The organism is Microcoleus sp. MON1_C5, assembly GCF_036701875.1.
In the GTDB taxonomy this organism is placed as follows: domain Bacteria; phylum Cyanobacteriota; class Cyanobacteriia; order Cyanobacteriales; family Microcoleaceae; genus Microcoleus.
This window is the reverse complement of sequence record NZ_JAUBRN010000031.1, coordinates 1-15,258: the sequence shown is the minus strand read 5'-3', so window position 1 is coordinate 15,258 and position 15,258 is coordinate 1. Positions and strand designations below refer to the sequence as shown.

Below are 15,258 nucleotides of genomic sequence, written 5' to 3'. Positions count from 1 at the left end.
ATAACACATTTTTCACCGTGCCAGTCTGTTAATTGTCCCTCACTCCCAAGCTATCCAGCAATTAGAAATAGAGACTGTTCCACAGTTTTCTGTCTGGTAGGCATCAAGCAAGTATCGTTCACAACCTCTAAATCCAAGCCGTTATTTCTATCTGCTGCCAGAATTTCCTTCAGCTTAGCATCAAAATCAAAACACGGGCCGCAATCCCAAACTTTGAGTTCCAACCGTCCCTTAAATACCCTAATTTCCAGTTGAACAGGAGTTTCTACTGGCAGATTTTTGTGAGCGTGGCGAACTGCATTAGTGAAACCTTCGGCTAAAGCCAACTGAAAGTTCCACCACACTTCATTGGGGAGCGATAGATCTTTCAACTGTTCAAACCACAACAAAACTTGGGTTAAAGCATTGACATCTGTGTTGACTTGCAGGCTAATATGTTGAATACAAGTTTCATGCAGATCTTCTTCCTGCTGTTTTTCAGTCTGCCAATCCCAGGTGTTTAATAAATTCATTAACCCATCTAAAACGCTAGCTTTTTTTATATTTTGGGAGCGATTGCGATTTTCTACTTCGTAAGTTTTGGTCAGCGACAAACAATTTCGATTGTCGAGAGTCCGGGTGTAACTTAGCTCGTCTGCAATCTGCCACATGAGTTTGATCCCCCTGCCGCCTTCTGCAAGTTGATCTATGCTGTTGGACATCTATTTTCCTCGTATGAAAGTATTAGCTGTACCCAATTTTCCCACCCGCCGAGACACCAGGTATTTTTTTTATACTTGCTTGCTCGGTATTCTTTCGGGGATCATACAAAAATGCTATCTTTTTTAGAGAAGGCAGCGCATCAGCAATATGTCTTAAGAGTCTAAGCCAATTGGCTTATTTACCTATCGCCTGTACGGAGAACGATCGCCCTCGGCAGCAAAATCCAACTGCATCCCTTACAAATACTTATCCGTTGTCCGAGTCGGCCACTTGTCGCCGCCGTCGCACGCTCCCCAATCCCTGGCATTTAGCGCCTCCGGCCGTTCGCCGCTCGCTGCCGCGGAGCCTTGATGTGCGGGCTTTCATCCCCAACGCGTAAGTAATATCCGTGAGCGCGATCGAACCTTACACCGTCGATTCACGTCCATCCACTAGACTAGGACTTACGCAAACAACCCTGTTTCTGCTTAGAATATTGGGTTTGACAGCGAGGAACTAACGAGGAAACCGGGTTTTTGGTCCCCCGCACGTAAGTCCAGCAGACAAATCGGTGATGAAAGGCAGTTACAGGACTTACCCAGACTATGACCAAAATCAAACTGAAAATTCTGACTGCAGCGATAATGCTACTCCCATTTTGCGCCGCACTTCCCTTACAAGCTCAAAATCTGTCTCTAGTCAAGCGGCTGCTAGAAACCAGAGGATGTCCCGGATGCGACTTATTTGGCGCTTCCTTGAGCCGTGCAGATTTGTTTGGCGCTTCCTTGAGCCGCGCCACTCTCAGCAGGGCCGACTTAGTTGATGCCGACTTGACTGCGGCTGACTTAATGGAAGCTAATTTAAACAACGCCAACATGAGAAACGCCTTTTTGGCTGACGCCGACCTCAGCAAAGCCGACCTGAGCAGGGCCGACATCAGGGGAGCTAACTTAGAAAATGCTAACCTCAGCGAGAGTTTTCTGCGAGACGCATCCCTCCAGTTGGCTAATTTAAAATGCAGTAATTTGAGCGCCGCTAAACTAAGTAGAACCGACCTGAGAAATGCCGATTTAAGCGGTGCAAATCTCAGCGGTGCCGACCTCCAAGAAGCCGATTTAAGCGGTGCAAATCTCAGCGGTGCCGACCTTAGATCGGCGGACTTGAGGGATGCGAGATTGAACAAAGCTAATCTCACAGATGCCAATCTCTGCGGCGCCCGGATGCCAGACCAAAAAACATCTCGGCGAGGCTGCGGAGTTAAGAAAGAACAAGTTATAAGCACGAACAATTACTGCAATTACTGCTATGCCTTGACTGACTGGTGGCTGAATGTATTAAGGTTGCAGTAAGCGGTATCATCGGGATAACTGCTCCGCTTTAGATATGTACTGTTAGAAGTGCCAGCAGGCGGTACAGATATCAAACTTAACCTGTTACCGCCAATAGCTTTTATCTACTTTGAAGAACCTAAAAATTGGCTCAGTATTTGCAGATATTCTGCGCCCCCGATCTGTGCCACATTAGTGTGACCTCCCTCAGGAACTATGTAAAGCTGTTTGGGCTCAGGTGCTGCATCAAACAGTTTTTTGCTCATTTCTACAGGAACTACATTGTCAGCAGTCCCGTGAATAAACAGCACGGGCATTTGCAGGCGATCGACTTTTGAAAGAGAATCAAACCGCTGTGTCAGCAAAAGATCGATCGGAAACATCCAAAACAGCCCTTTTTGGAAATTAACCATCGCCCGCGTCGAAGTAAAAGAGCCTTCTACGATTAACCCTGCCGCCTCCGGGTGGCGCACGGCTAGATCGATCGCGATCGCCCCTCCCAAAGAATGACCGTAGAGATAAATTTGATTCGGGTTAATCCCCCGCTGTTTCACCAAATAATCCCAAGCAAGTTGAGCATCCTCATAAACCTGAGATTCACTCGGAAAATCGCCCTGGCTTTTTCCATAACCGCGATAATCCATCACAAATACCGAAAAACCTAATCGATGAAATCGATAAGCGTGTTCGACATTTGCTCCCACATTTGAAGCATTGCCGTGCAGGTACAAAACTACCCCCCCTAACCCCCCCTTGTTAAGGGCGGGAACCGGAGCGAATGCCGGTCTCTCACTTTGCGGGGACGTTCCGACTCCTCTAGCTGCCCCCCTTGGCAAGGGGGGGCTGGGGGGGGTATCCGAGTCTCCGGTGTTAACAGAGGGAACAGCCTCCCCCTTTCTTGCTCCACCCCTTGCTAGGGGCGGGCTGGGGGGATTTTCCGAGGCAGGAATCCACCACCCGTGCACGCTGTCCACCGCGCCTGTTTTAGTTGGAATTGGCAGCGAGACATCTTGATATTTCAACTGAAAATCATCTGGCGTAGTTTCGATCGCCCGCGCAGGAAAAAAGATAAACTTACCTTGCGCTACAAATAGGAATACACAAGCAGCAGAATAAGCAACGGCAAAAACTATCCCAAAAGCTATTAGCGATTTAGACAAAAGGAATACTAGCAAATTGTTCATAGATAGAGCACGCGGGAAAGTAGAGATCGCTCAAAAGCTAATGGCAAATGATTAATTCAGACAATTAGCCAAGATCGATTACTAACTTCCGCCGCAGCATTCCGCCGATTTTCAAAAATTAATGCAATTCCGGGTGGTGTAAGTGCCAATTCGTAGACTGTTCGTAAGCGTGAGCCACTTGAAACAACCGAGATTCTTGCAAAACATTACTAATCAGTTGTATACCCACGGGCAGTCCTTTATCATCAAATCCGCAGGGCAAATTCAAAGCTGGCAAACCAGCAAGATTCACGGGAATAGTCATCAAATCTGACAAATACATACTCAGGGGGTCGTTGAATTTTTCGCCTGCCTTAAATGCGGTAGTAGGAGCAGTGGGACAGACTAAAACATCAACTTGAGAAAAAGCTTTTTCAAAGTCTTCTTTAATCAAAGTCCGAACTTTTTGAGCTTTTAGATAATAGGCATCGTAATATCCAGCCGACAATACGTAAGTGCCGATCGCAATCCGGCGTTTAACTTCCGCACCGAACCCTTGAGAGCGGGTTTTGGCATACATATCCAAAAGATTATCGGGATCTGGAGACCGGAAACCGTATTTGACTCCATCATATCGCGCCAAATTTGCCGAAGCTTCCGAGGGAGCAATGATGTAGTAAGTGGGCAAACCGTAGCGGAACCGGGGACAAGAAATGACTTGAATTTCTGCGCCCAATTGTTGAAATTGCTCGATCGCCTTAGTAACCGCTTCTTTAACCCCCGAGTCGAGCCCTACACCAAAAGTTTCTTTAATTACACCAATTCTAATCTGACCCTTCGGTCGCAAACTTGGTCTTAAAGCTTGAGCGTAGTCAGGAATTGGGACATTAAGACTCGTGGAATCTCTCGGATCGTAACCGGCGATCGCCCCCAACAAAATCGCCGTATCCTCAACAGTCCGGCCAAAGGGCCCGATTTGATCGAGAGAAGAAGCATAGGCCACCAAACCGTAGCGAGAAACCAACCCATAAGTCGGTTTCAGCCCCACCAACCCGCAAAAAGCAGCAGGTTGGCGGATCGAGCCCCCTGTATCCGAACCCAAACTCACGACGCATTCTCCAGCGGCCACTGCTGCGGCAGAACCGCCAGAAGACCCTCCGGGCACGCGCTCCAAGTCCCAAGGATTCGCGGTAACTTGATAGGCAGAAGTTTCTGTCGAGCTCCCCATTGCAAACTCGTCCATATTCGCCTTACCCACAATCACCGCACCGGCTGCTTGGAGTTTGGAGACGACGGTTGCATCGTAGGGAGGAACAAAATTCTCCAAAATTCGAGAGGCGCAGGTTGTGGGAACGCCCTCGGTACACATATTATCTTTAACGGCGATCGGGATGCCGGCCAACAGGCCAATTTGCTCTCCGGCTGCGATTTGGGCATCCACTTTATGGGCCTGCGCCAATGCGCTGTCTGCCGTCACGCACAGAAAGCTTTTCAACTTCGGCTCTAGCTGGGTAATTCGGTCTAATGTTTCTTGAGTAATTTCCACAGCAGAGCGTTCTTTATTGACCAGTTGTCGGTGCAACTCGCGGATGGATGCCATGCTCGTACCTTTATCATTTCTACTTTGAGACAATACAGTTAATATAGCTGGCAATTGCACGCACTTACAGCCCGAAGGCAAAGTCCGCTATTTTTGTGGCGAAAGTTCGAGCGCGCGATCGGTCATTTTATCCACAATAGATTAAATTCCCAAAATCCCACCGGACACAAAATAGCGAGCAAGTTTTTTACCTAATCTTTTAAAAAACCATGAATGCAACTGTATCAGGACTTAGGCAAAAAGTGGTTTGATGCGAAATTTATATGAGTAAGGGGCAAGGTGTGCAGTGCGGTCCTACATAATTAGGTTCTGCGTCCAAGAATGTGTATGCAAGATCGCAATCATTAGGAAATCAGTCAATCGATTTTAGATTTTAGATTTTAGATTTTAGATTGAAGCATTGAAGCATCGACCGCACGGATAAATTCGAGGGGAAGTTTCATCGGATACAGGTTTTTTATTTCTCGACGGATGAATCCGGGGGCTTGTATCCTGGATGCTTTCGGTCATTCCCAATTCTGTAATCTAAATTCTAAAATATTAGAACCCAGCTTTTCTTCGACGCAACCCAGGATTTACGGTAGAAAAAGAGGGCATAAAAAATAAACTAATCCCGGTCATAACCAGGGCTATTTCATTCTAAATAATTCCTTAAGTAGGTTAAGACTAAATCCCGCACGACGCTGGGCTTGAGCCATATTGGCAAATCCATAGTCCCGATATATGTTGAGTGCAAAATTGCGGGCTACGGCCCAAATTTGGATCAAAGGTGGTGTCCGAATACGAGAGGCGTCTTCACCTTGGGTTACATCTCGCACATAATGAACTTTGTTTTCTACCCCCCAATAACCTCGAATCCGCTCTGCAAATTCTTGGGCCTTCTCAATCAAGGAAGCAACGTAATAACGAGTTTCAAAACTTAATTCAATAATATTGGCCCGATACACCTGGCGCTCTGACTCAATACGAATCAGGGTTTGCAGTCCCGGAAACTTGGGAATTTTATCTAATTGATGACTAATACTGACAGTACGTTTTTCAATTCGACCATGCCCCGAATTTATCTGTTGATGTGTCTCTTGAGCCTCGAAGTTGGCGCATACTGCTGCAAGTAGGCCTGATTGGTTGCCTTTGAGCGCCCCAATATAGTCATTGCCACTCTCTACAATAACTTGAGCGGTTTTTTTTGGGTACTGATGGCATCAAAAGCGAACACCACACCCTTGAGGGCCATTTGTTTGATAAAGGCTGGTAATGCCGTGATTTCATTGGTTTTTGAATCTACCTCGTAGGGTTCAAGAATTAACCCTCGTTCTACGATGTACGCACTCACTAACATAATCGCCGGATGAGACTCCACTGATGGGTCATCATTAATTGCTTCATAAGACCCTCGCAAAACTTTGCCGTCTACCGCAATGGTTTCTCCGGCGATCGGTTCAATCCCAAAAAAACGGGACAGGCAGGCACAATAGCGTTGCTCATCAATTCGTAGCAATGTTCGTCGGATCGTGCTGTACGAGGGTAAGCGTCTTTTTGGAGGGGTGAATAATTCTAAGAGTTCCTCATGGTAAGCTTTTATCCAATCTCCAATGGCCAAAAAGCCCCGATTTCCTGCTGCAACGGCGAGGGTAAACAAGGCTAGGCTTAAGCTTTGAGTATGACGCACTCCTGCTTGACGGCGAGAATCTTCAAGAGCTACAAATGCTTCAACAATGGCAATCTGTGACATTTTGAGCCGAAGGATTGGTAAGATTACTCTCTTATTTTATCAAGTCATTAATTAGAATGAAATAGCCCTGCGGTCATAACTGCTTTTTTTTGGCGATTATTCAGATATTAATAAAATATTTACTTACAAATAAAAATCTCAAATTTTTCAAAACTAATTTCCTTGAAAAGCCGATACTGAAACATTTAAAGCTGATTCCTTACGAAATTAATAGCTCCTAAAACTTCAGAAACAAATGAACTAAAAATAGAAATTATGATAATAAAATATTAGATTATGGCGGCCCATGCCCTAATAATTAGGGTCAGATTGTGAAAAGCACTTTTTTAGTCAAAAATGACTGAAAGTTATCAGTCATCCAAGTGAATTAATGGCGGCTGCGCGATGGTCGAAGAAAATAGCGATCGACCTTTTCCGATCCACGCCCCTTGTGCCAGAGGTCAAAAAGCCTGTCAGAAATCTGGGGTTCACAAAAAAGCTCGGAACGCTCACCGCCACGCCGAGGTCTCCTGTTGCGCGCACCTGCAAAAAAACAGCAGTCTTTCCTCAACAGTGTCTAGCTGCGTGCATCTGGGGTAAAAAAAGCTACTTATTTGCCCGAACGATCCCCAGGAAAATAATTTCATCCGGAATTATCCCCAAAACCAAAGATATATGGTAAGAAGTTCCCGATGCCCCGTTGGAGGAATGCCACCTAAAGCTCACTTAGAATCCCACCTGACGGCAGAGGAACTCAAAATTCGCTACCGGCAGGCACAAAACACCACAGAGTCGCGCCGCTGGCACTTGCTGCTGTTAGTTTCCAGAAATTGGACTATCAAACAAGCAGCGCAAGTCGTAGGGCTCAACTACGACTACGCCAAAGAAATTGTCCAGCGCTACAACCGAGAAGGGCCTAACTCTGTGAGAAATCGCAGCGGAGACCGCCAGCCCCCTCCTGCGAAATCCTTGCTGAATCCCGAACAGCAAGAAGAACTGCGACAAGCGCTGCAAGGCCCTGCCCCCGACGGCGGAGACTGGACAGGCCCCAAAGTAGCTCGCTGGATTGCCGAAAAAATCGGTAGCGATCATGTCTGGCCCCAACGCGGCTGGGATTACCTCAAGCGGTTGGGTGCTGACTGGCGACGGCGGCGCAAAAAGTAGATAGTTCCCAATATTTAAAGGGGGTTGATTGCTTTGGTGCGATCGCTCCCTTTATCTTGATTATTTTGCCACATTGGCACGATTAAAACCATTTGAGATTTGAGATTTGAGATTTGAGATTTGTTCTTCAATCTAAAATCTCCCATCTAAAATCTCAAACCGTTTGACTGATGTAACAATAGCTGCTTATATTGAATGTGGTGGTGTTGAGGATGTTAAGTATGCGAGATATCAGGTGTTTTTTGTCGATCGCCAACAAGATGGCGGCAGTAGTAGCCGGCATTGGACTGGTTCAGATGTTAACCATCGCAAGTTCATTCTCTCAATCATCTAACCCGCGTTCCCTAGACGAACTCTACAAAATTCGCGATCGGCTCGTCACCGAATTAGAACAACCCCCCTCTCCCTCCCCAGAACCAACCCTGCTATCGCGCTTAGTTCCCGTTGCCGCCAATCCTCAAGAACAACTGCTACAGCAGTTGCAAGCGGTGGAAGCTCAAATATTAGTAGAACAGAGGGCTAAGGACGACTTACAGCAAGCAGTCCGTTTAGCCAACCGAGCCGTAGAAACTCAACGGCAGCAAAATAAGTCGATCGAATCTTCGCAGCAAACTCAATTTTTCTGGCATCAGGCGCTCAACAACTTGCAGGAAGTTCCTCAAAATTCATTTGTAGCTTCCCTCACTGCTTCAAAAACTCAAGAATACCGGGAAAATTTAACAGCAGCAACCTTTCAAGTGCAGCAAGCAAAATCAGATTTTTTGGGTGCGCTTGCCCGGGAAAGCGGTTTGTCGGCTCAAGCTTCGATCGGTGTTTGCAACCTTTCTAGAGAGTGCGTAAACCTCCGGGGCGATGTGCCTCCTGCCAGTCCGGCCAGCTTAATTAAATTGCCGATTGCTGTCGCCCTGATGCAAAAAGTCGAAAAAGAAAAAATTAGTCTGAACCAGGAAGTATTAGTCAGTCGCGGTAATTTCACCGAAGACGCATCAGCAAAGATTAGGTCCAATCGCAATTACCCGCTACAGCTACTGTTAGAAGAAATGATCTATCGCAGCAGCAATATCGCCACCAATCAACTAATCGATTATTTGGGATCGGATTACATCAATCAATATTTAGATAACAGCGGCTACGAAGTCACCCGCGTCAACTTCAAGTTGATGGGGGCAAAAATTATGCCTTCCAACCCCGGTTCGGGTCGCAACCGCCTGACTGCTAACGAACTCACCGAAATGATGGTGCAAATTTACAACGGCGAAACACCCGGTGCTAAACTATTAATAGAAACTCTCAATCGCCAGTACGATCACGCTCTGGGATTTGCCGCCTTGGAAGGAACTAAAGCTCAATGGTTGGGCGAAAAAACTGGTCAAAATTCTAGGGTACTCGGCACAACTTTAGCGCTGAGCGTTGACGACGAAGCCTATGTGATTACTGTGATTGACAGCCGCAGCGGCGAGCTACAAATGCGCCAGTCTATTTCTAAAATTGCCGATTACATTGTCCGAAACCCCAACTTTTAATCGCTGGAATATACAATTTATAGCGGGGGACAACGCACCGCCCAAACAGTTAAAAAATGCCGCATCAACAACTCAGCGTTTCCGTCAAAGGCAAAGGATTTCCCATTCTCTGCTTGCACGGCCATCCAGGTTCCGGCGATTGTATGTCGGTATTCACAGAACACCTATCAAAACGCTTCCAAACGATCGCCCCCGACTTGCGCGGCTACGGCAACAGCCGCACCTCAACTTTCTTTGAAATGACCGATCATCTGGTCGATTTAGAAGCACTATTAGACAGATTAGGAGTCGATCGGTGTTTGGTGATCGGATGGTCTTTGGGAGGGATTTTAGCCCTGGAATTAGCCATGAAATATCCCCAGCGAGTCACCGGTTTGATTCTACTTGCATCAGCAGCCAAACCGCGAGGAAGTCACCCTCCCATCTCTTGGCAAGATAACCTTTACACCGGTTTAGCCGGAATTATCAATTGGGCCCTACCCGGTTGGCAGTGGAATATTGATACTTTTGCGAGGCGATCGCTCTTTCGCTATTTGATACAGCAGCATAACGCCACCCCTTACCGCTACTTAGCAAAGGCAGGTACCCCCGCCTACCTCAAGACTTCCAACACGGCCACCAAGGCGTTAAATACCGCTCTGAGGGCTGGATACGATCGACTGATCCACCTCGGCGACATTCAATGTCCCTGCTTGGTGTTGGCCGGAGAGGCCGATCGGCACATCACCTCAGCATCCAGTTTAGAAACCGCCCGCCACCTGCACGACTGTCAGTGGCAGTGCTATCCCAATACAGCCCACTTGTTTCCCTGGGAAATTCCCGATCGGGTAGTCGCAGACATCGATCGCTGGATTGAGAGTCACCCCGAAGCAGTTGGCAATTGCGAGTGTTGAGTTTTGAGTTTGTCACAAGCAATTTATTACCCAACACTCTTGAGTGTGGAAGTTACAACAACTCACCACTCAAAACCGCACAGCGTTGCGAGGGAAGCGTAGCCCTCTCAAAACTCAAAATTCCCCCTGCTTCTACTGACCGCTCAAAACCGGCCACAGCCCTCCATCACCAAGCTTTCCCAAATCTTCTGCAACCGTTAAAGTAATAGGTTTGCAGCGCTGAATCGAAACACTAACACCTTCTGCGCCTTCATTTTCTATGTCTTCTACATATCCTGCTTTTGCAGCTTCCGCCTCTCCATTGGTTAAGAACGGGCCAAAATAGTAAATGCACCGCGGCGCTGAAGTTTTCACTTCAACCCACCAAGCCAATCCGAAAAAGTTGAGCAAGCTAATCAAGAATTCTTTCATCTGCTTTTCTAATGTATTTGACGGTGTTTTCAGGGTGCTGCGAACACGCCTAGGCTTCTGTTATTTACACGTGGCTGACTGCTGCCAAGAACCGCTCCAAACCTATTTAAAGCTGATATCTAAATAAATTGGTGTCGAATTCCTGTTTGAACCTAGGGGCAAAGCCCCTTCTACTTTCGCCTGAACAAGTAACGACAGTCGATCGGCTACCCTTACTTGTTCAGGGTGTGGTGCCACTCCATTGTGAGTGGCATTCACAATAAACTACTCTGTTGTGTTCTTTTTTTCAACCACCTTTACGATCCGTGTACGTGAAACTTTTTGGGCCCGCGCTGACGGTAAATTTCGTATAAAGCCATCCCCGTTGCTACCGAGACATTCAGGCTAGGAGTATTGCCCCTTAAAGGAATTGAAACTAATCCGTCACATCCGCGCTGTATCAAAAGGCTCAAACCATCAGCTTCACCACCTACCACTAAAACAGTGGGCCCAGAGAACTTGACTGTCTCTACAGATTGACCGACGCCTGCTGCAGTGCCATAAATCCAGAATCCAGCCTCTTTGAGTTCTTCCAGCGCCCGGTTAAGATTGACAACCCTCGCCACGGGCAGGCTTTCCAATGCCCCTGCTGCCACTTTTCTCACTGCCGAGGTAACCCCAACAGCTCGTCGCTGCGGAATCACCATGCCCTGAGATCCCAATGCTTCTGCGGTGCGAATGATCGCCCCTAGATTGTGCGGGTCGTTGAGTCCTTCGGCTACCACAATTACTGGATCTTCGCAAGCCGACTTAGCCTTTGCTATCAGTTCGCTCAAATCAAGGTATTCGTGGGCTGATACTTGAGCCGCTACGCCTTGGTGGTTTGCCTTGCGCGTGATGTAGTCGAGGCGCAAATCGTCAACTTCATCAATGATGCTGCCGTTGGCCTTGGCTTCGGTTAGCAAGCTGTGAAAGCGGGGATCGTAGCGCAGGTGGGGGACAACCCAAATCCGGTTGAGCACTTGGTTTGTTTCTAAAGCTGCTTGCACCGCATGGCGGCCGTAAATCATGTCGTCTGTGTCTGCGTCTGGTTGCACGACTGTATTTGAGGCACTGTCAACAGGGCGAGTGTCTCTGTCCTTGTCTCTGTCTCTGAAATGGTTGCCCCGGAATTCCTGCGGGCTATTGTCTTTGTCTCTGTCTTTGTAATAATTGCCCCTGGATTCCTGCGGTCTGCTGTCTCTGTCTCTGTCTCGGAAATTGTTGCGGGCCGGCTGCGGGCTGCTGTCTCTGTCTCTGTCTCGGAAATTGTTGCGGGCCGGCTGCGGGCTGCTGTCTCTGTCTCTGTCTCGGAAATTGTTGCGGGCCGGCTGCGGGCTGCTGTCTCTGTCTTGGTAATAATTGCCCCGGGATTCCTGCGGGCTGCTGTCTCTGTCTTGGAAAGTATTATTTCTGCGAAGGGATGGTTGGCTGTCGGAATCGGCTCTCCGTTTGAAAATTGCTCTCACGGGCATTTCTCGCGATTGCGGAGCGAAGGTCGATCGCTTTTGAGGCGCGTCTACTCCGCGAGTTTCGGGACGGGGCTTGCGTTCAAAGCGGGCAGAGGATGGTTCTGAGTCCTGACGGCGGCCTTCGCTTTTGAATGGCTTGCTGTCGGAATTCGATCGCGAGGAGTTTGGTCTGGTAAATTTTCTCATTGGTTTCTTGTGGTCAAAACGTTTTAGCTAAAGGCTAATGGATTGTAGATTGTAGACTTGAGATTCTTGATTGAGGGAGCAATCTTGGGGCTTTGAGATTTTAGATATTCTAGGGAGGGAGCAAGGATTTTGCTGTGTTCAAATTGCTAGTTAATAACTGATAAATCCTGTTTTGCCGATCGAGATTTTTGCGGTTGTATGTTAGCCGTGCAAGGATGGTTAATTAATCCTTCCCCATTCCCAACTCTTAACTGCTTAATCCTTTAAGTCTCAAGATCTAAAAGTCCCAGAAGTTCGGTCAATCTTTCGGGATCGGTGAGATACAAATATCCGACCAAGGTTTCTAAGCTGCTGGCTTGTTGGTATATCTCTGGATCTGCTCGTTTAGAACGACCCGCTGCAGCATTGCGGCCGCGCTTGACAATTGCTAATTCTGTACTGTTCAAGTAAGGAGAGAGCGATCGCAAGTGACGCGCTTGAGTTTCGGCTCGTACTTGCCCCACCACCAATTCGTGATAAGCTTGCAATTTTTTGGGTGGGACTAAGTACGAACTGCGAACGTAGAGTTCGTACACTGCATCTCCCAAATATGCCCAGGCTGCGGGCGAAATCCTTTCTATTTCTGCTGGTGTAGCCCTCGCAGGATGCACTCGATTTAAACTGATATCCGTCAGACTCAGTTTGAGCCCGTCATCTGCGATCGGCGACATACTTTTTTAAATAAAACTTCCGCACAGCTTGGTTTTTCTAGTCACTTACTTATTTCGTCTTTCGTTACTTCAGCAATTATAGCTTTCACAGGAGTGTTCGTTGTCAGATCACGAAGCGAGATATATAGACAAAGCTTGGCGCAAAGACGATCGCACTCCTAATCGCACTCCTAAAAAAGGCTTTTTACCAAATCGGGATGCTCTAATTTTTATACCATTTTTCCGCGTGTTTGCCACACATATTTTACTGCCCATCCACCGAAACTCTAAGCATCGGGGAAATAGCGGCTGGCGCGTGTCACAGCTTCTGGCTAAATCCGTATTGTCTTACCCGCAAAAAAATAAAAATTTGCTATCCAGCGTTGAGAACCGGATAGCTAATTTAATCCACTTTGGCGTCAAGCATCCTTGACGTTTTTTACCGCCTCATCAACCGAAGGCTGCAAAGACAAAAATTTCTCTAAGCGAACCAGTTTAACAGTCTGAGTTACGCGGGGATTTGAGACAATTTGCAATGTCCCCTCCAAGGTTTGGGCTTTTTTGACAAGTTGCACAAGTGCGCCCAAGCCTGAACTATCCACAAAGTCTATCTGAGACAAGTCCAAAATTACGTGTTTTGGGCCCTCGTCAATACATTTGCTTATTACCTTCCGAAAAGTTGCCTCAGAAAAAGCGTCCAGCAGGCCCGTCAGGCGAAATAACTGACAGTTATTCCTGACTTCGCGAGTGCCTCTGAGGCTAACGGTCAGGGTCAATGACTCAGGAATGACACCCTCCTAGCTAGATATGGCTTAAAGTCGAGGCTTCATTATAGGAGTTTTTTGGTCTTTTGTCTACACTTTTTTTTGGTCAGTGGTTTTTAGTTTTTTTGAGGCAGCAGTCATTAGCGGTTGACTGCTGACTGCTGACTGCTGACTACTTACTGCTGGCTACTTTCTGATTGTCTCGCATTGACTGCACGAATCGATCGAATAAATAATCGGCGTCGTGCGGGCCCGGACTGGCTTCTGGGTGGTACTGCACTGAGAACAGTGGCAGAGTTTTATGCTTCAATCCGGCTACGGTGCGATCGTTCAAATTGAGATGAGTAATTTCTACTTCGGGGACTAGGGAATCGGGGTTAATGGCAAAACCGTGATTTTGGCTAGTAATTTCTACTTGCTGAGTTAAACCCGCTGGATGATTCAATCCCCGGTGGCCGAACTTAAGTTTAAAAGTTTCTGCACCCAAGGAAAGTCCCAAAATTTGGTGTCCCATGCAGATGCCGAATACGGGTTTGTCCGACTTTAACAAAGCTTTCGCAGTCGCGATCCCTTCCGTTACCGCCGCCGGATCTCCAGGGCCGTTGGACAGAAAAATGCCGTCCGGGTTGTATTTGAGGATTTCCTCCGGCGACGTGTCAGCCGGGACAACGATGACCCGACACCCGTAACTCGCCAGACGCCGCAGGATGTTGCGCTTGATCCCAAAGTCTAGCGCTACCACCGTCCACATTTCGCCGCTAGCAGGTTTGACTGTAGGACTGAACTCCCAAATCGAGTCCGTGCCTTCAGACCACTCGTAAACCTCGCGAGTGGTGACTTCCTGGACTAGATTCAGCCCGTCCATGCTGGGGGCGTCCTGTACTAGCTCCAAAAGCTCTGCCTGGTCGAGAATCGTGGTAGAAATGCCACCGTTGATCGCTCCCACCGTGCGAATTTTGCGAGTGAGGGCGCGGGTGTCGATCCCGTAAATGCCGGGGATATCGTACTGTTTCAGGTAGTCTTGCAGAGATTGCGAGCAGCGCCAGTTGCTGGGGCGGCTGCATACGTTGCGGGCGATCGCACCTCGAATTTGCGGGCGCGAGGATTCTTCGTCTTCGAGATTTACCCCGGTATTGCCCAATTCTGGATAAGTAAAAGTTACAATTTGACCGCAATAGCTGGGATCGGTCAATACTTCTTGGTAGCCCGTCATTCCCGTATTAAATACTACCTCGCCAACGACGGTGGCGTCAGCGCCAAACGACCAGCCGCGGTAAGCAGTACCGTCAGCCAGGACTAGGAGAGCGGGTTGTGCAGTTGAAAGTGACATGGCATCCTTAATTACTTTCGTTTGGTTTAATTCTTACCACTGCCAGCGATTTGATGCTAGTCGGCAATATACAGATATTATTTTAATTTGTGCAAGGGTTCGGCAAAGCAAGGCACCTATGCCCGAGGCAGAAGCAACAGGTAATCAAAAAGCAGCAACAGGTGCAAATTCTCCCACTCCCCACCCTCGGCATCTCCTAGTCTCTCCATCTCCCTCTGGGGCAGCAATTTATCTGCCAGCAGCTTATGACTGTAGTTTAGACTAAAAAATGATTGCAGCCAAAAGTAGCTGCCTTTGAATATCCGGCAAGCTGTTACTCAAAAAC

15 protein-coding genes and 1 pseudogene are annotated in these 15,258 nt (G+C 47.7%); 7 read left to right on the top strand and 9 right to left on the bottom strand.

Annotation, left to right across the window (positions count from 1 at the left end; all coding sequences use genetic code 11):
- Positions 1-50: 50 nt before the first annotated feature.
- A complete protein-coding gene (locus QUA71_RS16355) occupies positions 51-701 on the bottom strand; it encodes an ATP-binding protein (protein WP_333286496.1) in 651 nt (216 codons plus the stop codon).
- A gap of 170 nt (positions 702-871) precedes the next feature.
- Here QUA71_RS16355 and QUA71_RS16350 point away from each other — a divergent pair, with 170 nt between their 5' ends.
- Both QUA71_RS16350 and QUA71_RS16345 read left to right on the top strand, forming a co-directional pair.
- The gene (locus tag QUA71_RS16350) at positions 872-1,081 is read left to right on the top strand and encodes a hypothetical protein (protein ID WP_333286494.1); all 210 of its coding nucleotides are present in this window, start codon (positions 872-874) and stop codon (positions 1,079-1,081) included.
- 244 nt (positions 1,082-1,325) lie between these two features.
- Positions 1,326-2,030, top strand: coding sequence for a pentapeptide repeat-containing protein (locus QUA71_RS16345; protein ID WP_333286492.1), 705 nt, complete (start codon positions 1,326-1,328; stop codon positions 2,028-2,030).
- A gap of 104 nt (positions 2,031-2,134) precedes the next feature.
- Here QUA71_RS16345 and QUA71_RS16340 read toward each other — a convergent pair whose 3' ends face one another.
- The 3 genes and pseudogenes from QUA71_RS16340 to QUA71_RS16330 form a co-directional block, all read right to left on the bottom strand.
- Positions 2,135-3,193, bottom strand: a complete 1,059-nt coding sequence (locus tag QUA71_RS16340) for an alpha/beta fold hydrolase (protein ID WP_333286490.1) — start codon at positions 3,191-3,193, stop codon at positions 2,135-2,137.
- A 118-nt stretch (positions 3,194-3,311) separates the two neighbouring features.
- Positions 3,312-4,772 (bottom strand): Asp-tRNA(Asn)/Glu-tRNA(Gln) amidotransferase subunit GatA, encoded by a 1,461-nt coding sequence (gene gatA, locus QUA71_RS16335; RefSeq protein WP_333286488.1) that lies wholly within the window; start codon positions 4,770-4,772, stop codon positions 3,312-3,314.
- A 629-nt stretch (positions 4,773-5,401) separates the two neighbouring features.
- Positions 5,402-6,504 (bottom strand): annotated as a pseudogene (locus QUA71_RS16330) (ISAs1 family transposase).
- A 687-nt stretch (positions 6,505-7,191) separates the two neighbouring features.
- On the opposite strand from QUA71_RS16330, the gene QUA71_RS16325 reads away from it, so the two are divergent.
- The 3 genes from QUA71_RS16325 to QUA71_RS16315 all read left to right on the top strand — a co-directional run bounded on the left by QUA71_RS16325 (position 7,192) and on the right by QUA71_RS16315 (position 10,063).
- Positions 7,192-7,647: a helix-turn-helix domain-containing protein gene (locus QUA71_RS16325; RefSeq protein ID WP_039886916.1), complete on the top strand. Its 456-nt coding sequence runs from the start codon at positions 7,192-7,194 to the stop codon at positions 7,645-7,647.
- Positions 7,648-7,868: 221 nt separating this feature from the next.
- Complete coding sequence (locus tag QUA71_RS16320) at positions 7,869-9,170, top strand: serine hydrolase (protein WP_333286486.1); 1,302 nt, start codon at positions 7,869-7,871, stop codon at positions 9,168-9,170.
- 56 nt (positions 9,171-9,226) lie between these two features.
- On the top strand, positions 9,227-10,063 hold the full coding sequence (locus QUA71_RS16315) for an alpha/beta hydrolase (RefSeq protein WP_333286484.1): 837 nt from the start codon (positions 9,227-9,229) through the stop codon (positions 10,061-10,063).
- Positions 10,064-10,195: 132 nt separating this feature from the next.
- On the opposite strand, the gene QUA71_RS16310 is transcribed toward QUA71_RS16315, so the two are convergent.
- From QUA71_RS16310 to QUA71_RS16300, 3 genes are all read right to left on the bottom strand, one after another.
- Positions 10,196-10,474, bottom strand: coding sequence for a DUF1816 domain-containing protein (locus QUA71_RS16310; protein WP_333286482.1), 279 nt, complete (start codon positions 10,472-10,474; stop codon positions 10,196-10,198).
- A gap of 296 nt (positions 10,475-10,770) precedes the next feature.
- The gene (rlmB, locus tag QUA71_RS16305) at positions 10,771-12,150 is read right to left on the bottom strand and encodes a 23S rRNA (guanosine(2251)-2'-O)-methyltransferase RlmB (protein ID WP_333286480.1); all 1,380 of its coding nucleotides are present in this window, start codon (positions 12,148-12,150) and stop codon (positions 10,771-10,773) included.
- A 263-nt stretch (positions 12,151-12,413) separates the two neighbouring features.
- Complete coding sequence (locus tag QUA71_RS16300) at positions 12,414-12,860, bottom strand: Mini-ribonuclease 3 (RefSeq protein WP_006632383.1); 447 nt, start codon at positions 12,858-12,860, stop codon at positions 12,414-12,416.
- 100 nt (positions 12,861-12,960) lie between these two features.
- On the opposite strand from QUA71_RS16300, the gene QUA71_RS16295 reads away from it, so the two are divergent.
- Positions 12,961-13,272: a hypothetical protein gene (locus QUA71_RS16295; protein WP_333286478.1), complete on the top strand. Its 312-nt coding sequence runs from the start codon at positions 12,961-12,963 to the stop codon at positions 13,270-13,272.
- Here QUA71_RS16295 and QUA71_RS16290 read toward each other — a convergent pair.
- Both QUA71_RS16290 and carA read right to left on the bottom strand, forming a co-directional pair.
- Complete coding sequence (locus tag QUA71_RS16290) at positions 13,259-13,615, bottom strand: STAS domain-containing protein (RefSeq protein WP_015176627.1); 357 nt, start codon at positions 13,613-13,615, stop codon at positions 13,259-13,261. The two genes, QUA71_RS16295 and QUA71_RS16290, sit on opposite strands and share 14 nt — an antisense overlap.
- 160 nt (positions 13,616-13,775) lie before the next feature.
- Positions 13,776-14,933 (bottom strand): glutamine-hydrolyzing carbamoyl-phosphate synthase small subunit, encoded by a 1,158-nt coding sequence (gene carA, locus QUA71_RS16285; protein WP_333286475.1) that lies wholly within the window; start codon positions 14,931-14,933, stop codon positions 13,776-13,778.
- Here carA and QUA71_RS16280 point away from each other — a divergent pair.
- Complete coding sequence (locus tag QUA71_RS16280) at positions 14,932-15,198, top strand: hypothetical protein (protein ID WP_333286473.1); 267 nt, start codon at positions 14,932-14,934, stop codon at positions 15,196-15,198. The genes carA and QUA71_RS16280 overlap by 2 nt on opposite strands.
- Positions 15,199-15,258 lie beyond the last annotated feature (60 nt).